General features: G+C 74.3%; 18 protein-coding genes and 1 pseudogene. 12 read left to right on the top strand and 7 right to left on the bottom strand.

The features are described from left to right. The first annotated feature begins 160 nt into the window (after window positions 1-160). Window positions 161-1,039, top strand: a complete 879-nt coding sequence (locus AC3ET3_RS13680) for an alpha/beta fold hydrolase (RefSeq protein ID WP_432137319.1) — start codon at window positions 161-163, stop codon at window positions 1,037-1,039. A 146-nt stretch (window positions 1,040-1,185) separates the two neighbouring features. Here AC3ET3_RS13680 and AC3ET3_RS13675 read toward each other — a convergent pair. Beyond that, a pseudogene (locus AC3ET3_RS13675) lies at window positions 1,186-1,347 on the bottom strand (helix-turn-helix domain-containing protein); the annotation flags it as partial. Between AC3ET3_RS13675 and AC3ET3_RS13670 the strand changes: the two are divergent. After that, the gene (locus AC3ET3_RS13670; protein WP_432137413.1) at window positions 1,303-2,175 is read left to right on the top strand and encodes an RpnC/YadD family protein; all 873 of its coding nucleotides are present in this window, start codon (window positions 1,303-1,305) and stop codon (window positions 2,173-2,175) included. The pseudogene AC3ET3_RS13675 and the gene AC3ET3_RS13670 sit on opposite strands and share 45 nt — an antisense overlap. Before the next feature lie 16 nt (window positions 2,176-2,191). Here the strand turns inward: AC3ET3_RS13670 and AC3ET3_RS13665 are convergent, their stop codons facing one another. Beyond that, a complete protein-coding gene (locus tag AC3ET3_RS13665; RefSeq protein ID WP_432137318.1) occupies window positions 2,192-3,118 on the bottom strand; it encodes a DUF3027 domain-containing protein in 927 nt (308 codons plus the stop codon). A gap of 306 nt (window positions 3,119-3,424) precedes the next feature. Between AC3ET3_RS13665 and AC3ET3_RS13660 the strand changes: the two genes are divergently transcribed. From AC3ET3_RS13660 to AC3ET3_RS13645, 4 genes are all read left to right on the top strand, one after another. Continuing rightward, window positions 3,425-4,858 carry an MFS transporter gene (locus tag AC3ET3_RS13660; protein ID WP_432157545.1) on the top strand — a complete coding sequence of 478 codons (1,434 nt, stop codon included), beginning with the start codon at window positions 3,425-3,427 and terminating at the stop codon, window positions 4,856-4,858. 250 nt (window positions 4,859-5,108) lie between these two features. Next, window positions 5,109-5,576 carry a DUF2771 domain-containing protein gene (locus AC3ET3_RS13655; protein ID WP_432137412.1) on the top strand — a complete coding sequence of 156 codons (468 nt, stop codon included), beginning with the start codon at window positions 5,109-5,111 and terminating at the stop codon, window positions 5,574-5,576. 14 nt (window positions 5,577-5,590) lie between these two features. Continuing rightward, window positions 5,591-6,280 (top strand): futalosine hydrolase, encoded by a 690-nt coding sequence (locus AC3ET3_RS13650; protein WP_435612201.1) that lies wholly within the window; start codon window positions 5,591-5,593, stop codon window positions 6,278-6,280. Then, complete coding sequence (locus tag AC3ET3_RS13645) at window positions 6,277-7,116, top strand: 1,4-dihydroxy-6-naphtoate synthase (protein WP_432137315.1); 840 nt, start codon at window positions 6,277-6,279, stop codon at window positions 7,114-7,116. The genes AC3ET3_RS13650 and AC3ET3_RS13645 overlap by 4 nt, the downstream gene beginning before the upstream one ends. 97 nt (window positions 7,117-7,213) lie before the next feature. On the opposite strand, the gene AC3ET3_RS13640 is transcribed toward AC3ET3_RS13645, so the two are convergent. After that, on the bottom strand, window positions 7,214-7,597 hold the full coding sequence (locus AC3ET3_RS13640) for a cold-shock protein (protein ID WP_432137314.1): 384 nt from the start codon (window positions 7,595-7,597) through the stop codon (window positions 7,214-7,216). Between the two features lie 164 nt (window positions 7,598-7,761). Between AC3ET3_RS13640 and AC3ET3_RS13635 the strand changes: the two genes are divergently transcribed. Beyond that, on the top strand, window positions 7,762-8,016 hold the full coding sequence (locus tag AC3ET3_RS13635) for a hypothetical protein (RefSeq protein WP_432137313.1): 255 nt from the start codon (window positions 7,762-7,764) through the stop codon (window positions 8,014-8,016). Here AC3ET3_RS13635 and AC3ET3_RS13630 read toward each other — a convergent pair. Together AC3ET3_RS13630 and AC3ET3_RS13625 are read right to left on the bottom strand one after the other, a co-directional pair. After that, entirely contained in the window at window positions 7,989-8,630 is a 642-nt protein-coding gene (locus AC3ET3_RS13630) for an HAD family hydrolase (protein WP_432137312.1), read from the bottom strand. The two genes, AC3ET3_RS13635 and AC3ET3_RS13630, sit on opposite strands and share 28 nt — an antisense overlap. A 188-nt stretch (window positions 8,631-8,818) precedes the next feature. Continuing rightward, window positions 8,819-9,826, bottom strand: coding sequence for a hypothetical protein (locus AC3ET3_RS13625; RefSeq protein ID WP_435612200.1), 1,008 nt, complete (start codon window positions 9,824-9,826; stop codon window positions 8,819-8,821). Between the two features lie 461 nt (window positions 9,827-10,287). Here AC3ET3_RS13625 and AC3ET3_RS13620 point away from each other — a divergent pair, with 461 nt between their 5' ends. Next, window positions 10,288-12,837: a helicase-associated domain-containing protein gene (locus AC3ET3_RS13620; RefSeq protein ID WP_435612199.1), complete on the top strand. Its 2,550-nt coding sequence runs from the start codon at window positions 10,288-10,290 to the stop codon at window positions 12,835-12,837. Between the two features lie 72 nt (window positions 12,838-12,909). Next, window positions 12,910-14,553 carry a DNA repair helicase XPB gene (locus AC3ET3_RS13615; RefSeq protein ID WP_432137309.1) on the top strand — a complete coding sequence of 548 codons (1,644 nt, stop codon included), beginning with the start codon at window positions 12,910-12,912 and terminating at the stop codon, window positions 14,551-14,553. 12 nt (window positions 14,554-14,565) lie between these two features. Here the strand turns inward: AC3ET3_RS13615 and AC3ET3_RS13610 are convergent, their stop codons facing one another. Then, a complete protein-coding gene (locus AC3ET3_RS13610) occupies window positions 14,566-14,751 on the bottom strand; it encodes a hypothetical protein (protein WP_432137308.1) in 186 nt (61 codons plus the stop codon). A 319-nt stretch (window positions 14,752-15,070) separates the two neighbouring features. On the opposite strand from AC3ET3_RS13610, the gene AC3ET3_RS13605 reads away from it, so the two are divergent. Together AC3ET3_RS13605 and cutA are read left to right on the top strand one after the other, a co-directional pair. Then, window positions 15,071-17,149, top strand: a complete 2,079-nt coding sequence (locus tag AC3ET3_RS13605; protein WP_488191827.1) for a HelD family protein — start codon at window positions 15,071-15,073, stop codon at window positions 17,147-17,149. A gap of 59 nt (window positions 17,150-17,208) precedes the next feature. Further along, window positions 17,209-17,532 carry a divalent-cation tolerance protein CutA gene (cutA, locus tag AC3ET3_RS13600; RefSeq protein WP_432138814.1) on the top strand — a complete coding sequence of 108 codons (324 nt, stop codon included), beginning with the start codon at window positions 17,209-17,211 and terminating at the stop codon, window positions 17,530-17,532. Window positions 17,533-17,539: 7 nt separating this feature from the next. Here the strand turns inward: cutA and AC3ET3_RS13595 are convergent, their stop codons facing one another. Then, window positions 17,540-18,235: a copper homeostasis protein CutC gene (locus tag AC3ET3_RS13595; RefSeq protein WP_432138815.1), complete on the bottom strand. Its 696-nt coding sequence runs from the start codon at window positions 18,233-18,235 to the stop codon at window positions 17,540-17,542. Between the two features lie 137 nt (window positions 18,236-18,372). Between AC3ET3_RS13595 and AC3ET3_RS13590 the strand changes: the two genes are divergently transcribed. Next, the gene (locus AC3ET3_RS13590; protein ID WP_435612198.1) at window positions 18,373-19,044 is read left to right on the top strand and encodes an HD domain-containing protein; all 672 of its coding nucleotides are present in this window, start codon (window positions 18,373-18,375) and stop codon (window positions 19,042-19,044) included. Window positions 19,045-19,047: the final 3 nt, after the last annotated feature.

Genomic DNA, 19,047 nt, shown 5'->3' with positions numbered 1-19,047 from the left:
ACCGCTCGCGGGGGCGGAGGTGGACGGCAGCGGGCGGCGGCGGGGCCGGGAGGGGGGTGTCGGCGACCGCGACGGCGGGTGCGGCGGCGGGGCCGGGACGGCGGCCGGGCCGGATACGACTGCCAGGCCGGGTCGGCGGGCCTCCCGTACCCTCCGTCCCATGAGCCGACCCCCGAGCCTCGCCCTCCCGCCACGGACCCGGGTACGCCGTCTGGAGACCGGGCGCGGCCCCTTCGCGGTCCTCGACTCCGTCCCGCCGGACGGCGTGGAGCGGGCGGGCACCGTGCTGATGGTGCCGGGGTTCATCGGGAGCAAGGAGGACTTCCTGCCGTTGCTCCGGCCGCTGGGCGAGGCGGGGTTCCGGGTGGTCGCCGTCGACGGCCGGGGCCAGCACGAATCGCCGGGGCCGGCGGACCCGTCGGCGTACGCGCAGTCGGAGCTGGCGCTCGACGTACTGGCGCAGTCGGCTGCGATCGCGGTGGAGTCACCGGGGCCGCTCCACCTGCTCGGCCACTCCATGGGCGGGCTGATCACCCGCGCGGCCGTCCTCGCCGCCCCGGCGCCCCCGCCCTGGGCGTCCCTCACCGTCATGAGTTCCGGCCCGGCCGCCCTCCAGCCCGCCCAGCAGCAGCGCGTCCGACAGCTCGTGGAGTGGCTGCCGGTGCTCGGGAAGGAGGCGCTGTGGGAGCAGATGCAGGAGGCCGAGGGTGAGGCGGAGGTCATCGAACTCCCGGTGGAAGTCGCCGAGTTCCTCAACCGGCGCTGGCTCAGCACCGTGCCGGAACAGCTGACGACGACCGGCGGCTGGCTCGTCACCGAGCCCGACCGCACCGCCGAGCTGGCCGCCGTTCCCCTCCCCAAGCTGGTGATTTCCGGGAGCACCGACTACGCCTGGCCGGTCGGTTGGCAGGACGACATGGCCTTGCGTCTTGCCGCCGACCGAGCGGTCATCGCGGGCGCCGACCACTCTCCCAACGTGGAACGCCCGACGGAGACGGCCCAGGCGCTCACCGCGTTCTGGGAGAAGGTCAGCCCCTGACGGCGTACGACAGGAAGTCGGTCCAGGCGGAGGGGTGACGGCAAGGCGGGGGCCGGCATCGGTGTACGCCGGCGGGAGAGCCTGGGCCTGGATCTCGAACTTCAACACCTCGATACCGCCCTCGGTCCCAGCGTGCACCTCCCGGGAATCATGTCCTCGCTGTAGCCGACCACCTCCGCGAACCGGCCCGCCCGCATTCCCGCCGCTTCCCGGTGCAGCTTCAACTGTCGTCCCACGGTGGTGACGACGGCGATGCCCCAGTCATCGTCCGGGTCGACCTCCCACCCCGGCTCGTCTTCCAGGACCACCCGGAACTGTTCTCCCGGGTCTCCGAGGTGCTGGGCATCCCCTTCGCGCCCATCACGTCGGTCACCGTCGAGCCGACGGATCTCACCGAGAGCCGCCCCCTCGAACGCCGCGTGGACACCCTGCTGCGGCTGGAGACGGAGGGCGAGGCGCCCCTGCTGCTGGCCGTCGAGGCGCAGAGCAAGAAGGACCCGAAGAAGCCCGCGAGCTGGGCGTACTACGCGTCGTTCCTGCTCAACAAGTACGAACTGCAGCCCCTGCTCCTGGTCGTCTGCCAGGACCGCGCGACCGCGCGGTGGGCCGAGCAGGAGGTTCATTTCGGCCCTCCCCAGTGGCCGACGCTCACGCTCCGCCCCCTGGTCGCCGGGCCGCACAACATGCCGGTGATCACCGACCCGGCGGAAGTCCGCAAGGACCTGGCCCTCGCCACGCTGGCCTCCATCGCCCACGCCGCGCATCCGGACGCCGAGGCCGTCCTGAGGGCCATGACCAAAGCGCTGAAGGACACACCGGACGATCTTGCCAATCCCATTGTCGAGGTCATCGCCCAGGGCCTGGGCAAGCACCCATCCGCACAGATTTGGAGCAAACTAGTGGCCGTGGACCTGTCTTTCTACAAGTCATCGCTCTCCGAAGAGATCCGAGACGAAGGCCGGGCCGAGGGCCGGGCCGAGGACATCCTGCACATCCTGGAGGTACGCGGCCTGGACATTCCGGAATCCGTCCGTGAACGCGTCAAGGGCTGCGGCGCCCCTGAAACGCTACGCCGCTGGCTCGGCCACGCCGTCACCGTCAGCTCCGCCGAAGAGATCTTCGCCGACGGAGAGTAAGACGCACGCCCCGCCCTCAGGAGTGCCCCAGCTCCGCCGTCGCCTCGTCCGTCACGTCCGGGACCGAGCCCGCGTCGCGGGTCGGGCGCAGGGGGAAGGGGTCGACGCGGGTCTCGTCGATGACCGGCGCGGCCGGCTGCGGGGGCTTGGGCATGACGGCCGCCTCCGAGTGGCCGCCGCAGCCGTAGGTGAGGGAGACCACGCGGCCGTCGGCCGGGGAGAACTCGTTGGCGCAGACGCCGAACGCCTGGCCGAGGGAGCCGCCGATGGGGACGAGGAAGCCACAGCTGAGGCAGGACGCGGGGGCCGCCTGCGCCATGGGGGTCTTGGCGCCGTAGGCCTCGTCCCAGCGGTCGGCGGCGGTGTGCAGGCCGTAGCGGGACAGGACGCGGGCGCGGCGCATGCCGAGCTCTTCGGCGACGTCGGCGAGGGAGCCGCGGCGGGGTGTGGTGGGGAGGGCGGCCGGAACGCCGGCGGTCACGTCGGCGTCCTCCGCCTCCGCGAGGTCGGACATCTCCGCGGAGACGGCGGCGTTCGGCGGGGGCTCGTCCTCGCCGGTGTAGCCGGGCTCCAGACGCAGGTCCTCGGCGTCGGTGGGCAGGAGGTCGCCGGGGCCCATGTCGCCCGGGCGCAGCCGCTCGCTCCAGGGCACCCATTCGGGCGCGAGGACCGCGTCGGGGCCGGGGAGCAGCGCCACCTCGTCCAGCGTGACGAGCTTCGCGCGGGAGGCGCGGGCGACGGTCGCGGCCCAGCGCCAGCCGCGGTACCCGGGCTCGGCACACTCGAAGAAGTGCGTGACAACGCGGTCGCCCTCGGACACCATCCCGACGTGCGGGCCCACCACACCGGGCGCGGCCGCCTCCTCGGCGGCGGCGCGGGCGAGGTCGACGGCCTCGGCGCACAAGCGGTCGGGGGTGCGGCTTCGCGTTGTCGCTGCGCTCACAGGTATCGCTTCTCTCCTACGCCGTCTGTCGGGTGCCGTTGCCGCCGGCGGTCGGGCGGCGGACGGAGCGGACCTGGGGGCCGCGTCGACGTCCGCGTTTCGAATCGCGCTCGGGCGCACCTGTGCCATCCATTGTGCGGGATGGTTGAGATACGCACGCTACCCGGTCACGGGCGCTCGGCCTACACCGACGTGGGATTCGTACCCGCCCGGAGACCGAAGTCGCGGGCGGTGCCGGAAAAGAAGTACCGGGGCACACCGGCCGTCCGGGCACTACACACGGCGTTCTCGGGGCACTATGGCGGGGTGGCAGCCGCGAAGACACCCCCCGGCGCCACCGGTATCGGTGGGGCACGGGGTTCCAGAGGGAGGGACCGGGGGACGGAGTCCGGCCGGTTCGCCGGGACCGTCCGTGCGATGGGCCGCGCCCTGCGCTTCCCGGTGACCGGCACCGCCCGGGGCATCCGCAGGGCGACGCACGCGCACGGCGCGGGCGAGTCGGGCCTGGGCAAGCTGATCGAGTTGCACGGGGTGAACGGGGCGGGCGACGTGATGATCACCGTCGCGCTCGCCTCGACGGTGTTCTTCTCCGTGCCGACGGACGAGGCGCGCGGGCGTGTCGCGCTGTACCTGGCGATCACGATGGCGCCGTTCACGGTGCTGGCCCCGGTGATCGGCCCGCTCCTGGACAAGCTGCCGCACGGCCGCCGCGCCGCGATGGCCGGGGCGATGGCCGCCCGCGCGCTGCTGGCGCTGGTGCTGTCGGGGGCGGTGGTGTCCGGCAGCATCGAGCTGTATCCGGCCGCGCTGGGCGTGCTGGTCGCCTCCAAGGCGTACGGCGTGGTGCGCAGCGCGGTGGTGCCGCGGCTGCTGCCGCCCGGGTTCTCGCTGGTGCGGGCCAACTCGCGGGTGACGCTGGGCGGGCTGCTGGCCACCGGGATGGCCGCGCCGGTCGCAGCCGGGCTCCAGTACCTCGGGCCGCGGTGGCCGCTCTACGGCGCCTTCGTGATCTTCGTCGCGGGGATGTTCCTGTCGTTCTCCCTGCCCCACAAGGTGGACTCGGCCAAGGGCGAGGACACCGCGCTGCTCGCCGCCGACGAGGAGCACCTGCACGGGCCGCACCTCAAGCCGGTGAAGCGGCCGGGCCTACGCACGGTGGGCATAGCCGTCACCCACGCGCTCGGCGCGAACGCCGCCCTGCGCTGGCTGTCCGGTTTCCTCACCTTCTTCCTGGCGTTCCTGCTGCGCGAGCATCCGCTGACCGGGCAGAGCGCGGCCGTGTCGCTGGGCATGGTGGCCGTGTCGGCGGGCGTGGGCAACGCGCTGGGCACGGCGGTGGGGGCGGGGCTGCGGTCCCGGGCGCCGGAGCTGATCATCGTGACGGTGGTCGCGGTGGTGCTGAGCGCGGCGGTCGTCTCGGCCGTCTTCTTCAGCGCGTGGCTGGTGGCGTGCCTGGCGGCGGTCGCCGGGCTCTCGCAGGCGCTGGCGAAGCTGTCGCTGGACGCGCTGATCCAGCGGGACGTGCCGGAGCTGGTGCGCACGTCGGCGTTCGCCCGCTCGGAGACGCTGCTGCAGATGTCGTGGGTGTTCGGCGGCGCGGTCGGCATCGCGATGCCGCTGAACGGGACGCTGGGCCTGTCCGTGGCCGCCTGCGTGCTCGCGCTCGGCTGGGTGACGACCGTACGGGGGCTCTTCGGCTCGGCCCGGCACGGCGGGGCACGGCGCACCCGCGTGGCGTGACCCGTACGGCACGCCCCTGACCCGTACGGCACGACCGTGGGCCTGGCCCGTACGGCGGGACCCGCGCGGCGGCTTCGGGGCCGTGGCACGGGCGGCGGCGTGGGCGATGACGTGGGCGGCGGCGTGGGTCGTGGGGCGGCGGCTCGCGTGGCGACTCGCGTGGCGTAACGCTGAGCGACGCCCCACCCCGCGTAGAGGGACCACCCGGCGCGCCCTATAGCCTTCGGCCATGACCCTGCAATCCGCTGCTGTGCGACGCCGCCGCGCCGTCGCCGCCGCCGGCGCCGTTTCCGCCGGACTGCTCGTCCTGTCGGCCTGTGACAAGCCGACCCCGATGGCCACGATCACCGTGGACACCTCCTCGGTGAGCGAGGAGGCCACGTGTGGCGGTGAGGGCGAGGTGCTCACCGACCCCGAGATCACCGAGTGCCTCAAGGACAAGGACATCAAGTCGATCAAGGTCGACCCCGACGAGACCGTGCGGTTCGGCGTCGACCCCGAGATGGCCGACAAGCACTGGACGATCCTGATGAACGGCCAGCAGCTGACCGACGAGAGCACCAAGACCTACCGGGCCATCCCGGGCAGCGTCTTCTTCAACGAGCAGTACGGCGCGCAGGGCGACTCCACGCTGGTGTCCATCCGCACCGGCGACGGCAAGGACGACAGCCAGAAGGCGACCGGCCTGTGGTCGTTCAAGCTGGAGAAGGACAACTAGTCACGGCGGTACACGTGAGCGAAGGACGGGCCACCGGGTCCGCGCGTCCGCGCCGGGTCCTCATCGCCACCGCCGTCCCCGCCGAGCGGGACGCGGTGGCGCGGGCCGGGCGCGAGGGCGCCGCAGATCTGCTGGTCGCCGGTGTCGGGCCGGCCCTCGCCGCCGCCTCCGTCGGCTCGGCGCTCGCCGTCGCCGCCCACGAGGGGCGGCCGTACGGCCTGGTCGTCAGCGCCGGGATCGGGGGCGGTTTCCAGCCGGACGCGCCCGTGGGGTCGCTGGTCGTCGCCGACGCGATCACGGCGGCCGATCTGGGCGCCGAGTCGCCCGACGGCTTCCTGCCGGTCACCGAGCTGGGTTTCGGAACCGTCACCCACCTGCCGCCCGCCCCGCTCGTCCGGGAGGCCGCCGGGGCCACCGGGGCGGCCGTGGGCACCGTGCTGACCGTGTCCACCGCCACCGGCACCGCCGCCCGGGCCGCAGAGCTGCGCCGCCGCCACCCGTCCGCGCTGGCCGAGGCCATGGAGGGCTTCGGCGTCGCGGAGGCGGCCGCGCTGCACCGCACGCCGGTGCTGGAGGTACGGGCCGTCTCCAACCCCGTGGGCCCCCGGGACCGGGCCGCCTGGCGGATCGGCGACGCCCTCACGGCCCTGACGGCGGCCTTCGACAAGCTCGCCCCCGCACTGGAGAGTTGGACAGCCGTATGAGCCTGCGGACCGCGTACTCCCCCTGTCCCAACGACACGTTCGTCTTCGACGCCCTCGCCCACGGCCGGGTGCCCGGGGCCCCCGCGCTGGACGTGACGTTCGCGGACATCGACCTCACCAACGGCATGGCGGAGCGCGGCGAGTTCGACGTGCTGAAGGTGTCGTACGCCGTGCTGCCGTACGTCCTCGACGAGTACGCCCTGCTGCCCTGCGGCGGCGCCCTCGGCCGGGGCTGCGGGCCGCTGGTGCTCACCCGGGAGGCCGGTGCCGACCTGACGGGCCGTACCGTCGCCGTGCCGAGCGAGCGGTCGACGGCCTACCTGCTGTTCCGGCTGTGGGCCGCCGACGTCGTTCCCGGCGGGGTCGGCGAGATCGTCGTCATGCCGTTCCACGAGATCATGCCGGCCGTGCGGGACGGCAAGGTCGACGCGGGGCTGGTCATCCACGAGGCGCGGTTCACGTACCAGCGCTACGGGCTGTGCCGGCTCGCCGACATGGGCGAGCACTGGGAGCGCACCACCGGACTGCCCATCCCGCTGGGCGCGATCATCGCCCGGCGGTCGCTGGGCGCGGCGGCGCTGCGGCTGCTCGCCGACTCGATCCGCGCCTCCGTACGCGCCGCCTGGGACGACCCGGCCGTGTCCCGGCCCTACGTCATGGAGCACGCCCAGGAGATGGACCCGGCCGTCGCCGACCAGCACATCGGCCTGTACGTCAACGCGTTCACCCACGACCTGGGCGAGGACGGCTACGCCGCCGTGCGCGGGCTGCTCACCCGCGCGGCGGCCGAGGGCCTGCTCCCGCCCCTCGGCCCGGACGCGCTGGCCTTCCCGTGACGTGACGCGCCGGCCTTCCCGTGACGGACGGCACTGCGCGCACGGCACGGCTCGCATGGCACTGCGCGCACGGGACGGCTCACACGGACAGGACGGCTCAGACGTCCAGTTGGTCGGCGACCGCGCGCAGCAGGCCGGCGATCTTCTTGCCGGACGCCTTGTCGGGGTAGCGGCCCTTCTCCAGCATCGGCGTGATGTTCTCCAGGAGGGTCGTCAGGTCCTGGACGATGGACGCCAGCTCGTCCGGCTTCCTGCGCTGCGCCGCCGCCACCGAGGGCGTGGGGTCCAGGACGGTCACCGACAGGGCCTGGTCGCCGCGTTGACCGGCGACGACACCGAACTCCACGCGCTGGCCCGGCTTCAGCGCCTCGACTCCGGCGGGGAGGACCGAGGAATGGACGAAGACGTCACCGCCGTCGTCACGGGAGAGAAAGCCGAAGCCCTTCTCAACGTTGAACCATTTGACCTTGCCGGTAGGCACGTCTGTCCTCGTCCTCGTACTCGTCGGAAAACTGCGGGGAAAAGCTGCTCAACAACAACCCAGGCGGGTCGACCGTGACCCGCCGGTACCCAGGCTAATGGTCGGGGGACGGCTGACAAGACGTCTCCCGGTTGTTCCTTCGCGCTGGGAACTACCCTGGTCGGGTGCGAGACGAAACCCAAACGAATTCCGCCGCGCCCGGTGACCGGCTGATCCGCGCCGGTGCCGTGGTGTTCTTCGCCGGAGCCCTGGCCACCCTCGTCACGGTGGCCCCGCTATTCTTCGGCACGAAGCCGTTCCCCACCTACATGTTCGGCCTGAGCATGCTCATGGGGGTCGGGTTCCTGCTGGCCGGTGCCGGTGTGCTGCGCTCGGCGGCGGCCGGGCGGCGTCAGGCGCGGGCCGCCGCCCCGCGGTAGTCCGCGAGCCACGCCGGAAACTCCGTCAGGTCGTCCAGCACCACGTCCGCGCCCGCCGCGCGCAGCTCCGCCTCGGGGCAGGGCCCGGTCGGCACGGTGACCGACAGTGCTCCGGCCGCGCGGGCGCCGCGTACGTCCCCGACGTGGTCGCCGACGTACACGCTCGCGCCGTGCTCGCGCAGCGCCCGCGCCTTCTGCTCGGCCCACAGGTTGCCGACGACGGCGTCCGGTTCGATGCCGAGGTGCGCCAGGTGCAGCTCGGCGTGCGGCTCGTTCTTGGCGGTGACGACGATCGCGCGGCCGCCCGCCCGCCGTACGGCCGCTATCGCCTCGGCGGCGCCGGGCATCGCCTCGGTGCGGTGAATGGCGTAGTCCGGGTACAGCTCCCGGTAGAAGGCCACCATGGTGTCGACCCGCTCGGGCGGGAACCAGTACGCCAGCTCGTGGGCCAGCGGCGGACCGAGCCGGGTGACCACCAGGTCGGCGTCGATGAACGTCCCCGTCCGCGCCGCCAGCTCCGTGTACACGGCGTGGATGCCGGGCCGGGAGTCGATCAGGGTCATGTCGAGATCGAATCCGACGGTGGGCGCGGGGATGCTGGTCACGGTGGCCATGGGGTCCATTTTGCCGGGGCCGGGGACAAGGGGGGCGCGAGGCCCCAGGGTGTGGGCCGCCCGGGCGTGCGGGCCACCCGGCGCGGGGGCCACCGGCGTACGGGCCGCCGGGCGTGCGGGTGCCACTGGCGCGAGAGCCGCCGGGCGTGCGGGTGCCAGTGGCGCGAGGGCGCGGGGCCCCGGGGGAGCTACTTACCGCGCTGCGAGCGCCAGACCAGGAACAGGGCGGAGGCGATCGCCGCCCCGCGCAGGACCCACGGCCAGGTCTCCCCCACCGCCGCGCCCATGCCCCCGTCGATGATCGGCTGCCCCCACCGCCCGTCCCGCCGTCCCCACAGCCACACCGCACCGGCGGCCAGCGCGGCCCCCGGCAGCCACATCACGGCGATCTTCGTCTCCGTGTCGGTGAGCCGCCGGGAGGCGTACGCGATGACCCAGCCGAGCAGGAGGGCGAAGCCGTTGCCGAGCACGGCGCCGGCGACGAGGGAGGCGGCGCCGAGGAGGAGCAGGGGGTTGCTCCAGCGGCGGGCGGGAAGGGAGAGGCGGCGCCTGCGCGGCCCGGGGTCCTCGGTCACGACCGGCGCGGCCCCGACTTCGACGGCCCGCTCACCCGCGGCCTTCTCGCCCCCCTCCGCGTCCTCTGCCTTCTCGGGCTCCTTCCTCGGCACCACCGGCCTGAGCAGCTCGGGGATCTCGATGCCCCCGACGAACCCGGGAATGTCGTCGTCGAGCGCGGTGACGGGTCCGCGCGGCCCGTCCCGCCACCAGTCGAGGCCCGCGAGGCCGGGGGCGTCCGCCGCGGGAACGCCCTGCCCGCCGGCCGGCTCCGGATCGGCGGCCCGGGGGCCCGGCACCTTGCGCCACAACCCCTTGGGCCGCTCGGCACCGTCCCGCTGGACCGGCACGGCCGGCGTCGGACGGGCCGGCGGCACCTGGACCGACGGCGACGGGGTCGCGGGGCCGGTGCCGGTGCCGGAGGCGGCGGTGACCACGTCGTCGGGGGTGCCGAGCCGGGCGATGATGCGGCGGACGGCGGCGGGCGAGTCGGCGGGCGCCTTGGCGCGGCGCCGGTCGATCTCGTCGCGCAGCTCGTTGACGAGCCGCATGCGCGTGGCCGACGACAGCTGCCGCTGCTGCGCCACGTCACCGACGCGGCTCAGATACTCGTAGACGACCTGGTCGCTCTCGATCCCCACGAAGTCCCCTCCGGGGCTGTGCGATGCGGTGATTTCCCGTGGCTCGAAGGTAGCGCAGGGGGTGCGCGGCACGCGCGTACGGTGCGTCAGGCCGGCTCGCAGACCAGGGGGTTGCTCACCTCGGAAACAGAGCCGGCTGCCGTGGGAGCGCAGCACGTCCCGGCCGCCCTGCTCGGTGAGGTAGGTGAGGAAGGCGGCGGGGGAGCCGGCGGGCGGCTGGCCGCAGGTGCAGGCGAACTCGCGCAGGGTGACGAGCGGGGGCGGCGCAGTTCCGGTTCTGACGCGAACGTACGGACGGAATTCACCGGGGAGACACCTGGGAAACGTCCCGTTCCCCGGCCGGAGGGGCGGGGCCGGCGCCGGTGCGGCGGCTGCGCCGCGCGGGCACGGACGGCCACACCGAGACCGCGGCCGCCGGAACAAGAGGTCCCACCGCGACGCCCGGGCGCTACCGTGGCCGGATGAGCGAGCACCAGACGGCCGCCCCCCGCTCCCTGGCGGAAGCGCTCCGCGCCAGGGACGACGCCTCCCTGGCCGCCCTGCTGCGCGCCCGGCCGGACCTCATCACGCCGGTGCCCACCGACCTCACCCAGCTCGCCACCCGCGCGGGCACGCGGGCGTCCGTCGTACGGGCCCTGGAGCGGCTGGACCGGTTCGCGCTGCAGACGGCCGAGGCGCTGGCGGTGGCCGGAGACCCGGCGACGTACGACGAACTGCTCGGCCTGATGGCCGGCGACGAGCCGGACCCGGCGGTCGCCGCCGCGCTGCCGCGGGCCCTGGCCGGGCTGCGCGAGCAGGCGCTGGTGTGGGGCGACGACGACCGGCTGCGGCTGGTGCGCACCGCCCGCGAACTGCTGGCGCCCGGCCCCCAGCACCCGTCGCCGACCGGGCTCGGCCCCACCCTGCGGGAGGCCACGGCGGGCATGTCGCCGGGGCGGATCCAGGAGCTGGTGGCGGCGGCCGGGCTGCCGTCGACACACGACCCGGTGTCCGCGGTGGCCGCGCTGACCGGGCTGTTCACCGACCGCGCGCGGATGGCGGAGCTGCTCGGCGAGGCCCCGGAGGAGTCCCGGCAGGTGCTCGGCCGGCTGATGTGGGGGCCGCCGTACGGGCAGGTCACGGCGGAGCCGGCGGCGCATCTGCGGTGGCTGCTGGACCGGGCGCTGCTGGTGCCGACGACGCCGGGCACGGTCGTACTGCCCCGGGAGGCGGCGCTGCACCTGCGCGGCGGGCGGGCGCACCGCGCGCCGGAGCCGGTGCCGCCGGCCGTGGCGCCGGCGGCGGTCCACCCCGCCCGGGCCGTGGACGCGACGGCGGCCGGCCAGGCGTACGCCGCGACCGCGACCGTCGAGGAACTGCTGAAGGACTGGCACGAGGGCGGGCCCCCGGTGCTGCGGTCGGGCGGTCTCAGCGTCCGCGACCTCAAGCGCACCGCGGTCGCCCTGGACCTGCCCGAGCCGCTCGCCGCGTTCTGGGTGGAGCTGGCGTACTGCGCCGGGCTGCTCGCGTCCGACGGCGAGGCCGACGAGCGGTACGCCGCCACCCCGGCCTACGACGAGTGGCTGGAGCGTCCGCCCGCCGAGCGGTGGGCCCTGCTGGCGGAGACCTGGCTGGCGGCGACCCGGACGCCGGGGTTGGTCGGCGGCCGGGACGCCAAGGAGCGCCCGCTGTCGGCGCTCGGCCCGGGCCTGGACCGGTCGGCGGCCCCCGAGGTACGCCACCGGGTGCTGGGCCTGCTCGCCGCGCTGCCCGAGGGCACGGCACCCGACCGGGAGTCGGTCCTCGCCCGGCTGCGCTGGGAGCGCCCGCTGCGCGGCCCGCAGCGGCACGACGACGACCTGCGGACCCGGCTCGCCGAGTGGACGCTGCAGGAGGCCGAACTGCTGGGCGTGACCGGGCGCGGCGCGCTCGCCGGGCACGGCCGGGCCCTGCTGGGACACCCGCCCGAGCCCACGGACCCGCACGCCGACGCGCCCGCCGGCGCCGAGGACGACATCCCGGACACCCCCGGGGACAAACTGCCGGTGGCGCACCACCGGCCGGCGCCCGCCGACCCGGTGGCACGGGCCGCCGCCTCGGCCGCGGCCGTCCGGCTGCTGGCGCCGCTGCTGCCCGAGCCGCTGGACCACGTGCTGCTGCAGGCGGACCTCACCGCGGTCGCGCCCGGGCCGCTGCGGCGCCCGCTCGCCGAGACGCTGGACGTGCTCGCCGACGTGGAGTCCAAGGGCGGGGCCACGGTGTACCGGTTCACACCGGCCTCCGTGCGGCGCGCCCTGGACGCCGGGCGCACCGCCTCCGACCTGCACGCCTTCCTGGCCGAGCACTCCCGTACGCCGGTGCCGCAGCCGCTGACGTACCTGATCGACGACGTGGCCCGCCGCCACGGCCGGCTGCGGGTCGGCGCGGCCTCCGCGTACGTGCGCTGCGACGACGACGCGCTGCTGAACGAGATCATGGCCGACAAGCGGGCCGCCGGGCTGCGCCTGCGCCGTCTCGCCCCGACCGTGCTGGCCGCCCAGGCGGACCCGGCCGCGCTGCTGGAGGGGCTGCGGGCGATGGGGTTCGCGCCGGCGGCGGAGTCCGCCGAGGGCGATGTGCTGATCACCCGGTCCGACGCCCGCCGCACCCCGCCGCGCACCGCGCCCGAGCCGGTCCCGGACGGGCCGCCGGTCCCCGACGCCACCCTCCTCGCCGCCGCGATCCGTGCGGTCCGCGCCGGTGACGTGGCCTCCACCGCCCCGCGCAAACCGGTCGACAGCGCCCCGCTCGCGGCCGGTGAGCTGCCCCGCACCTCCTCGGCCGAGACCCTCGCCACCATGCAGGCCGCCGTCCTCACCGGCGAGGCGGTGTGGATCGGCTACGTCAACGCCGAAGGCGCCGCCAGCCAGCGGGTCATCGCCCCGGTGCGGGTGGAGGGCGGCTTCGTGACGGCGTACGACCACACGGCGGACGAGGTCCGCACCTACCCGCTGCACCGGATCACGGGCGTGGCGGAACTGGCGGACGACTGACTCCGGACCGACCGTGATCGCCCGCTGGTGCGGCACACTGGAGGTTTGGCCGTACGGAAGGGATGTGCGTACGTGAACGGTCCTCTCATCGTCCAGTCCGACAAGACTCTGCTGCTGGAGGTCGACCACGAGCAGGCCGACGAGTGCCGCCGGGTCATCGCGCCGTTCGCGGAGCTGGAGCGGGCGCCCGAGCACATCCACACCTACCGGGTGACGCCGCTGGGCCTGTGGAACGCGCGGGCGGCCGGGCACGACGCCGAGCAGGTCGTGGACGCCCTGGTGTCGTACAGCAGGTACCCGGTGCCGCACGCGCTGCTGGTCGACATCGCCGAGACGATGGACCGGTACGGGCGGCTGACCCTGAGCAGGCACCCGGCGCACGGGCTGGTGCTGACCAGCACCGACCGGCCGGTGCTGGAGGAGGTGCTGCGCTCGAAGCGGATCGCGCCGCTGGTCGGGGCGCGCATCGACCCGGACACCGTGGTGGTGCACCCCTCGGAGCGGGGGCAGATCAAGCAGACGCTGCTGAAGCTGGGCTGGCCGGCCGAGGACCTCGCCGGGTACGTCGACGGCGAGGCGCACCCGATCGAGCTGGCCGAGGACGGCTGGGCGCTCAGGCCGTACCAGAAGCAGGCCGTGGAGAACTTCTGGCACGGCGGGAGCGGGGTCGTCGTCCTGCCCTGCGGGGCGGGCAAGACGCTGGTCGGTGCGGGCGCGATGGCGCAGGCCAAGTCGACGACGCTGATCCTCGTCACGAACACCGTCTCGGCCCGGCAGTGGAAGCACGAGCTGGTGCGGCGGACCTCGTTGACCGAGGACGAGATCGGCGAGTACAGCGGCACGAAGAAGGAGATCCGGCCGGTCACCATCGCCACCTACCAGGTGCTGACGACCCGGCGGAAGGGGATCTACCCGCACCTGGAGCTGTTCGACTCGCGGGACTGGGGCCTGATCGTCTACGACGAGGTGCACCTGCTGCCCGCGCCGGTCTTCAAGTTCACGGCGGACCTCCAGGCGCGGCGGCGGCTCGGGCTGACGGCGACGCTGGTGCGCGAGGACGGCCGGGAGTCGGACGTGTTCTCGCTGATCGGGCCGAAGCGGTTCGACGCGCCGTGGAAGGAGATCGAGGCGCAGGGGTACATCGCGCCCGCCGACTGCGTCGAGGTGCGGGTGAACCTGACGGACTCCGAGCGGCTCGCCTACGCCACCGCCGAGGCGGAGGAGAAGTACCGCTTCTGCGCGACGACGGCGACGAAGCGGAAGGTGACCGAGGCGATCGTGCGGCGGTTCGCCGGGCAGCAGATCCTCGTCATCGGCCAGTACATCGACCAGCTCGACGAGTTGGGCGAGCACCTCGGCGCGCCGGTGATCAAGGGGGAGACGTCGAACGCGCAGCGGGAGAAGCTGTTCGACGCGTTCCGCGAGGGGGAGATCAGCGTGCTGGTGGTGTCGAAGGTGGCGAACTTCTCCATCGACCTGCCGGAGGCGACGGTCGCCGTCCAGGTCTCCGGGACCTTCGGGTCGCGGCAGGAGGAGGCCCAGCGGCTGGGCCGGGTACTGCGGCCCAAGGCCGACGGCCACCAGGCGCACTTCTACTCCGTGGTCGCGCGGGACACCATCGACCAGGACTTCGCCGCCCACCGGCAGCGGTTCCTGGCCGAGCAGGGGTACGCGTACCGGATCGTGGACGCGGACGAACTCCTCGCGGAGAGCTGACGCCGGCCGGGGCTACCTGCGGTGCACACCCGCCTCTTCGGCGTACTCGCCGAGGACGATCACTTCGAAGGCGGTGGTCACGAAGACGCGGGCAGCGCGCACCGCGTCGCCGAGGCGGTGCCGGTGCGCGCCGGACAGTGGGGTGGCGCCCGACGGGCGGCCGGGGGCCGGGGCTGGGGTGAAGGTCGCTGCGCTCATGTCTCCATGGTGCGATTGCGGGCATAAGACCGGCATCGGTCCGGGGGATGCCGCGTCCCCTAGGGGCATCGGGCCGGCGGGTACGACCTGGGGCCGGGGGCGGGCGCAAAGCATTGGCGTTCCGGTGGATGCCGGTCCTAGAATCTCCGCTCTTCCCCGCCTCCCCACGGAGTGCCGCCGTCCGGTCGGAAACCGGTCGGCTTCCGAGGTCGCGAGACCGTATCCGCGTCGCCGCCGCGTACCGCGTGCCCGCGCACCCGCACCCGCACCCGCACCCGCACCCGCAGAACCTTCCGGAGGCACCCCCTTGTCCGGCCCGTTGTCCGCCGCATCCCCCGTATCCCCTGTATCCGCCGAGGCCGCCGAGGCCGCCGAGGGCCCTCTTTCCCGTGAGCGCGCCCACCTCGCCGCGTCGCGCACCGCGCTGCGGGCCATGCGGGAGGACGCCGAGGCGCTCGACATCAGTGACGTGACCGCGAACTGGGTCAACGCCGAGGTGCTGGCCCGCCAGATCGACGAGCGGATCAAGGCGCTGGCCGATCTCAGCGACACCCCGCTGTTCTTCGGCCGGCTGGACTATCTGCACGCTCCCGGCGCCGAGCGGGCCGAGGGGGCGCAGGGGGAGCGCTTCTACATCGGGCGGCGGCACGTCCACGACGCCGAGGGCGACCCGATGGTGATCGACTGGCGGGCACCGGTCTCACAGCCGTTCTACCGCGCGTCGAAGAGGGACCCGATGGACGTGGGGCTGCGCCGCCGGTTCGGCTACACCGGCGGCGACCTCACGGCGTACGAGGACGAGCACCTGTCCGACCCGGCCGAGGCCGCCCGCACCAGCAAGCTGCTCCAGCGGGAGATCGAGCGGCCGCGTGTCGGCCCGATGCGGGACATCGTGGCCACCATCCAGCCCGAGCAGGACGAGATCGTGCGGTCCGGGCTGTCGGGGACGGTGTGCGTGCAGGGCGGCCCCGGCACCGGGAAGACCGCCGTCGGTCTGCACCGGGTGGCGTATCTGCTGTACGCCCACCGGGAGCGGCTGGCCCGCACCGGCACCCTGGTCATCGGGCCGAACCGGTCCTTCCTGCACTACATCGAGCAGGTGCTGCCCGCGCTCGGCGAGCTGGCGGTCCGGCAGGCGACCGTCGACGACCTGGTGGCCCGCGTCGAGGTGCGGGGCACCGACGACGCGGCGGCGGCGCTGGTCAAGGGCGACGCCCGGATGGCGCGGGTGCTGCGCAGCGCCCTGTACTCCCATGTGACGATGCCGGCCGAGCCGGTCGTGGTGGTGCGCGGTTCGCGGCGCTGGCGGGTACCGGCGTACGAAGTGGAGGAGATCGTCCGCGAGTTGCTGGACCGCGGCATCCGCTACGGCGCCGCCCGCGAGGCGCTGCCGCAGCGGATCGCGCACGCGGTGCTGGTGCAGATGGAGCGGGCCGGGGAGGCGCCGGACGACCGGGTGCAGGACGCGGTGGCCCGCAACAGCGCGGTGAAGGCGGCCGTGAAGGCGGTGTGGCCGCCGGTCGACCCGGCGAAGCTGGTGCTGCGGCTGCTGACGGACGGGGAGTTCCTCGCCGAGCACGCGGCGGGGGTCCTCGACGTGGACGAGCAGAAGACGATCCTGTGGGCGAAGCCGGTGCGGTCGGTGAGATCGGCCAAGTGGTCGGCGGCGGACGCGGTGCTGGTCGACGAGGCCGCGGACCTGGTGGAGCGGACCCACTCGCTGGGCCACGTGGTGCTCGACGAGGCGCAGGACCTGTCCCCGATGCAGTACCGGGCGGTGGGCCGCCGTTGCACCACCGGCTCCGCGACCGTCCTCGGCGACCTGGCGCAGGGCACCACGCCGTGGGCGACCCGGAGCTGGACCGAGGCGCTGGCGCACCTGGGGAAGCCGGACGCGGTGGTGGAGGAGCTGACGGCCGGTTTCCGCGTCCCCACCGACGTGATCGCCTACGCCTCCCGGCTGCTCCCGCACATCGCGCCGGGCCTGACCCCGGTGGCGTCGGTCCGGGAGAACCCCGGCTTCTTCGCCCTGCGCCCGGTCTCCTCGGACACCGAAGTACTCGCCGCCTGCGAGGAGTTGCTGCACCGCGAGGGCTCGGTGGGCCTCATCGCCGCCGACGCGCGGATTCCCGTACTGGCGCAGGCACTGGCGGCCGCCGGCACTCCGTACCTCGCTCCCGGCGAGGAGACGACCGCCGACGCCCGCCTCACCCTGGTCCCGGCCTCCCTCGCCAAGGGCCTGGAGTACGACTACGTCGTCCTCGACGAGCCCCGGGCCGTCGTCGACGGCGAACCCGACGAACGCACCGGCCTGCGCCGCCTGTACGTCGCCCTGACCCGAGCCGTGTCGGGCCTGATCGTGACCCATGCGGCGGAGCTGCCGGAGCAGTTGGGCTGACCGGCCCCGCCCGGTGCGCCGGGTACGGTTCCGGCAGGCCGACAGCGGAGGAGAACGCCGTGTCCCAGTACCTGACCGTCCTGACCACCACCGACACCGCCGACAAGGCGCGGGCGTTGGCGAGCGGTGCCGTGGAGGCGCGGGTGGCGGCCTGCGCGCAGATCGACGGGCCGGTCACCAGCGTCTACCGGTGGCAGGGTGCGGTCCAGGCCGAGCAGGAGTGGCGGGTGCTGTACAAGACGACCGCCGAGCGGTACCCGGACCTGGAGGCGCACCTCAGGAGCGTGCACGACTACGACACCCCGGAGATCATCGCGACACCGGTGACCCACGGCAGCGACGCCTACCTGGCGTGGGTGAGCGAGGAGACCGCGCGGGACTGATCCGCGGCTACGCCGTGCTGTCCAGGGCCTCGCGCCACTGGGCCACCGCCCGCGCCGACACCGGGCCGGCCCAGCCGTCCGGGCGGGCCGCGCCGCCGATGTGGAAGGCGGTGAGGCCGGCGGCGCGCAGGTGCGGGACGTGGTCGAGGCGGAGGCCGCCACCGACGAGGAGCTGCCGGTCGTAGCCGGGCTCCGTGGACCGTGCCGCCTCCGCGAGGAGGGTGGGCAGGCCCTCGTCGACGCCGCCGGAGGCGCCGGCCGTGAGGTAGGTGTCCAGTCCGGTGACGCCGTCCAGCCGCTTGCGGACCGCGTCCCGGTCGGCCGCGTGGTCGATGGCCCGGTGGAACGTCCAGCGGCAGCCGTCCAGTTCGGCGACGACCCGCTCCACCGCCGTGAGGTCGACGTCGCCGTCCGCGTCGAGGAAGCCGAGGACGAACTGGTCGGCGCCCTCCCGGCGCAGCTCGCGCGCGACCTCGGCCAGCCGGTCCACCTCGCCGGCCGCGAAGCCGTCCGCGAGCCGCAGCATCACACGCAGGTCGATGTCGACGGCGGCCCGGATCCCGGCGAAGGCCGCCAGGGGCGGCGTGAGCCCGTCGGCGGCCATGTCGGTGACCAGCTCCAGCCGGTCCGCACCTCCGGCCTGGGCGGCGACCGCGTCCTCGATGTCGAGGGCGATCACCTCCAGGACTGCACGCGAGCTCATAGGACCCCTTCCATCGGTCTGGAGCGTTCCATCGGTCTGGAGCGACTACAGGTCTAGTCCAATTCAAAGAGTACGCTGCCCGCCGCCCGGCCAGGGCGAGGACCGCCAGGACCGGCCGGCGCCGCCACAATGGCCGTATGGCAGACGACCCCGCCCTCGCCCCGCCGGACGACGCCCTGCGCGGCCGCTTCGCCCGGGCCCTGGAAGCCACCCGTGCCCCGGCCGGCCCCGACGCGCCGGACCCAGCCCCCTACGCGGACAACCTCCTGGCCCGCTGGCGGGAGCCCCAGCGCCGCTACCACACGCTCGCCCACCTGACCGCCGTGCTCGACCACGTCGACACCCTGGAGCCGTACGCCGCCGACCCCGACGTGGTGCGTCTCGCCGCCTGGTTCCACGACGCCGTCTACCTGCCCGACCGCTCCGAGAACGAGGAGCGCTCGGCCCGGCTCGCCGAACGCGCCCTGCCCGAGGCCGGGGTGTCCGCGGCGAAGACCGCCGAGGTGGCCCGGCTGGTACGGCTGACCGTCGGCCACGACCCGGCCGACGAGGACCGCGACGGCCAGGTCCTGTGCGACGCCGACCTCGCGATCCTCGCCGCCCCGCCCTCCGCGTACGCCGCCTACACCGCGGCCGTGCGCGAGGAGTACCACTTCGTGCCGAACGACGCCTTCCGCGCGGGCCGCTCCGCCGTACTGCGTCAACTGCTGGAGCTGCCAAGGCTGTTCAGGACGCCCTACGGCGTGGAGCACTGGGAGGCGACCGCCCGCTACAACATCGGCGCGGAGCTGGAACTGCTGTCGAACTGAGCC

This window comes from Streptomyces sp. bgisy159 (assembly GCF_057707805.1).
The sequence above is the reverse complement of the archived record's forward strand: the minus strand, read 5'-3'. Positions and strand labels throughout refer to the sequence as shown.

Excerpts from the sequence above, each read along its gene's own strand:
- AC3ET3_RS13630 (WP_432137312.1), bottom strand. The coding sequence starts at position 8,630 with ATGGCCACCGTGACCAGCATCCCCGCGCCCACCGTCGGATTCGATCTC.
- AC3ET3_RS13590 (WP_435612198.1), top strand. The coding sequence starts at position 18,373 with ATGGCAGACGACCCCGCCCTCGCCCCGCCGGACGACGCCCTGCGCGGC.
- AC3ET3_RS13610 (WP_432137308.1), bottom strand. The coding sequence starts at position 14,751 with ATGAGCGCAGCGACCTTCACCCCAGCCCCGGCCCCCGGCCGCCCGTCG.
- AC3ET3_RS13680 (WP_432137319.1), top strand. The coding sequence starts at position 161 with ATGAGCCGACCCCCGAGCCTCGCCCTCCCGCCACGGACCCGGGTACGC.
- AC3ET3_RS13620 (WP_435612199.1), top strand. The coding sequence starts at position 10,288 with ATGAGCGAGCACCAGACGGCCGCCCCCCGCTCCCTGGCGGAAGCGCTC.
- AC3ET3_RS13595 (WP_432138815.1), bottom strand. The coding sequence starts at position 18,235 with ATGAGCTCGCGTGCAGTCCTGGAGGTGATCGCCCTCGACATCGAGGAC.
- AC3ET3_RS13645 (WP_432137315.1), top strand. The coding sequence starts at position 6,277 with ATGAGCCTGCGGACCGCGTACTCCCCCTGTCCCAACGACACGTTCGTC.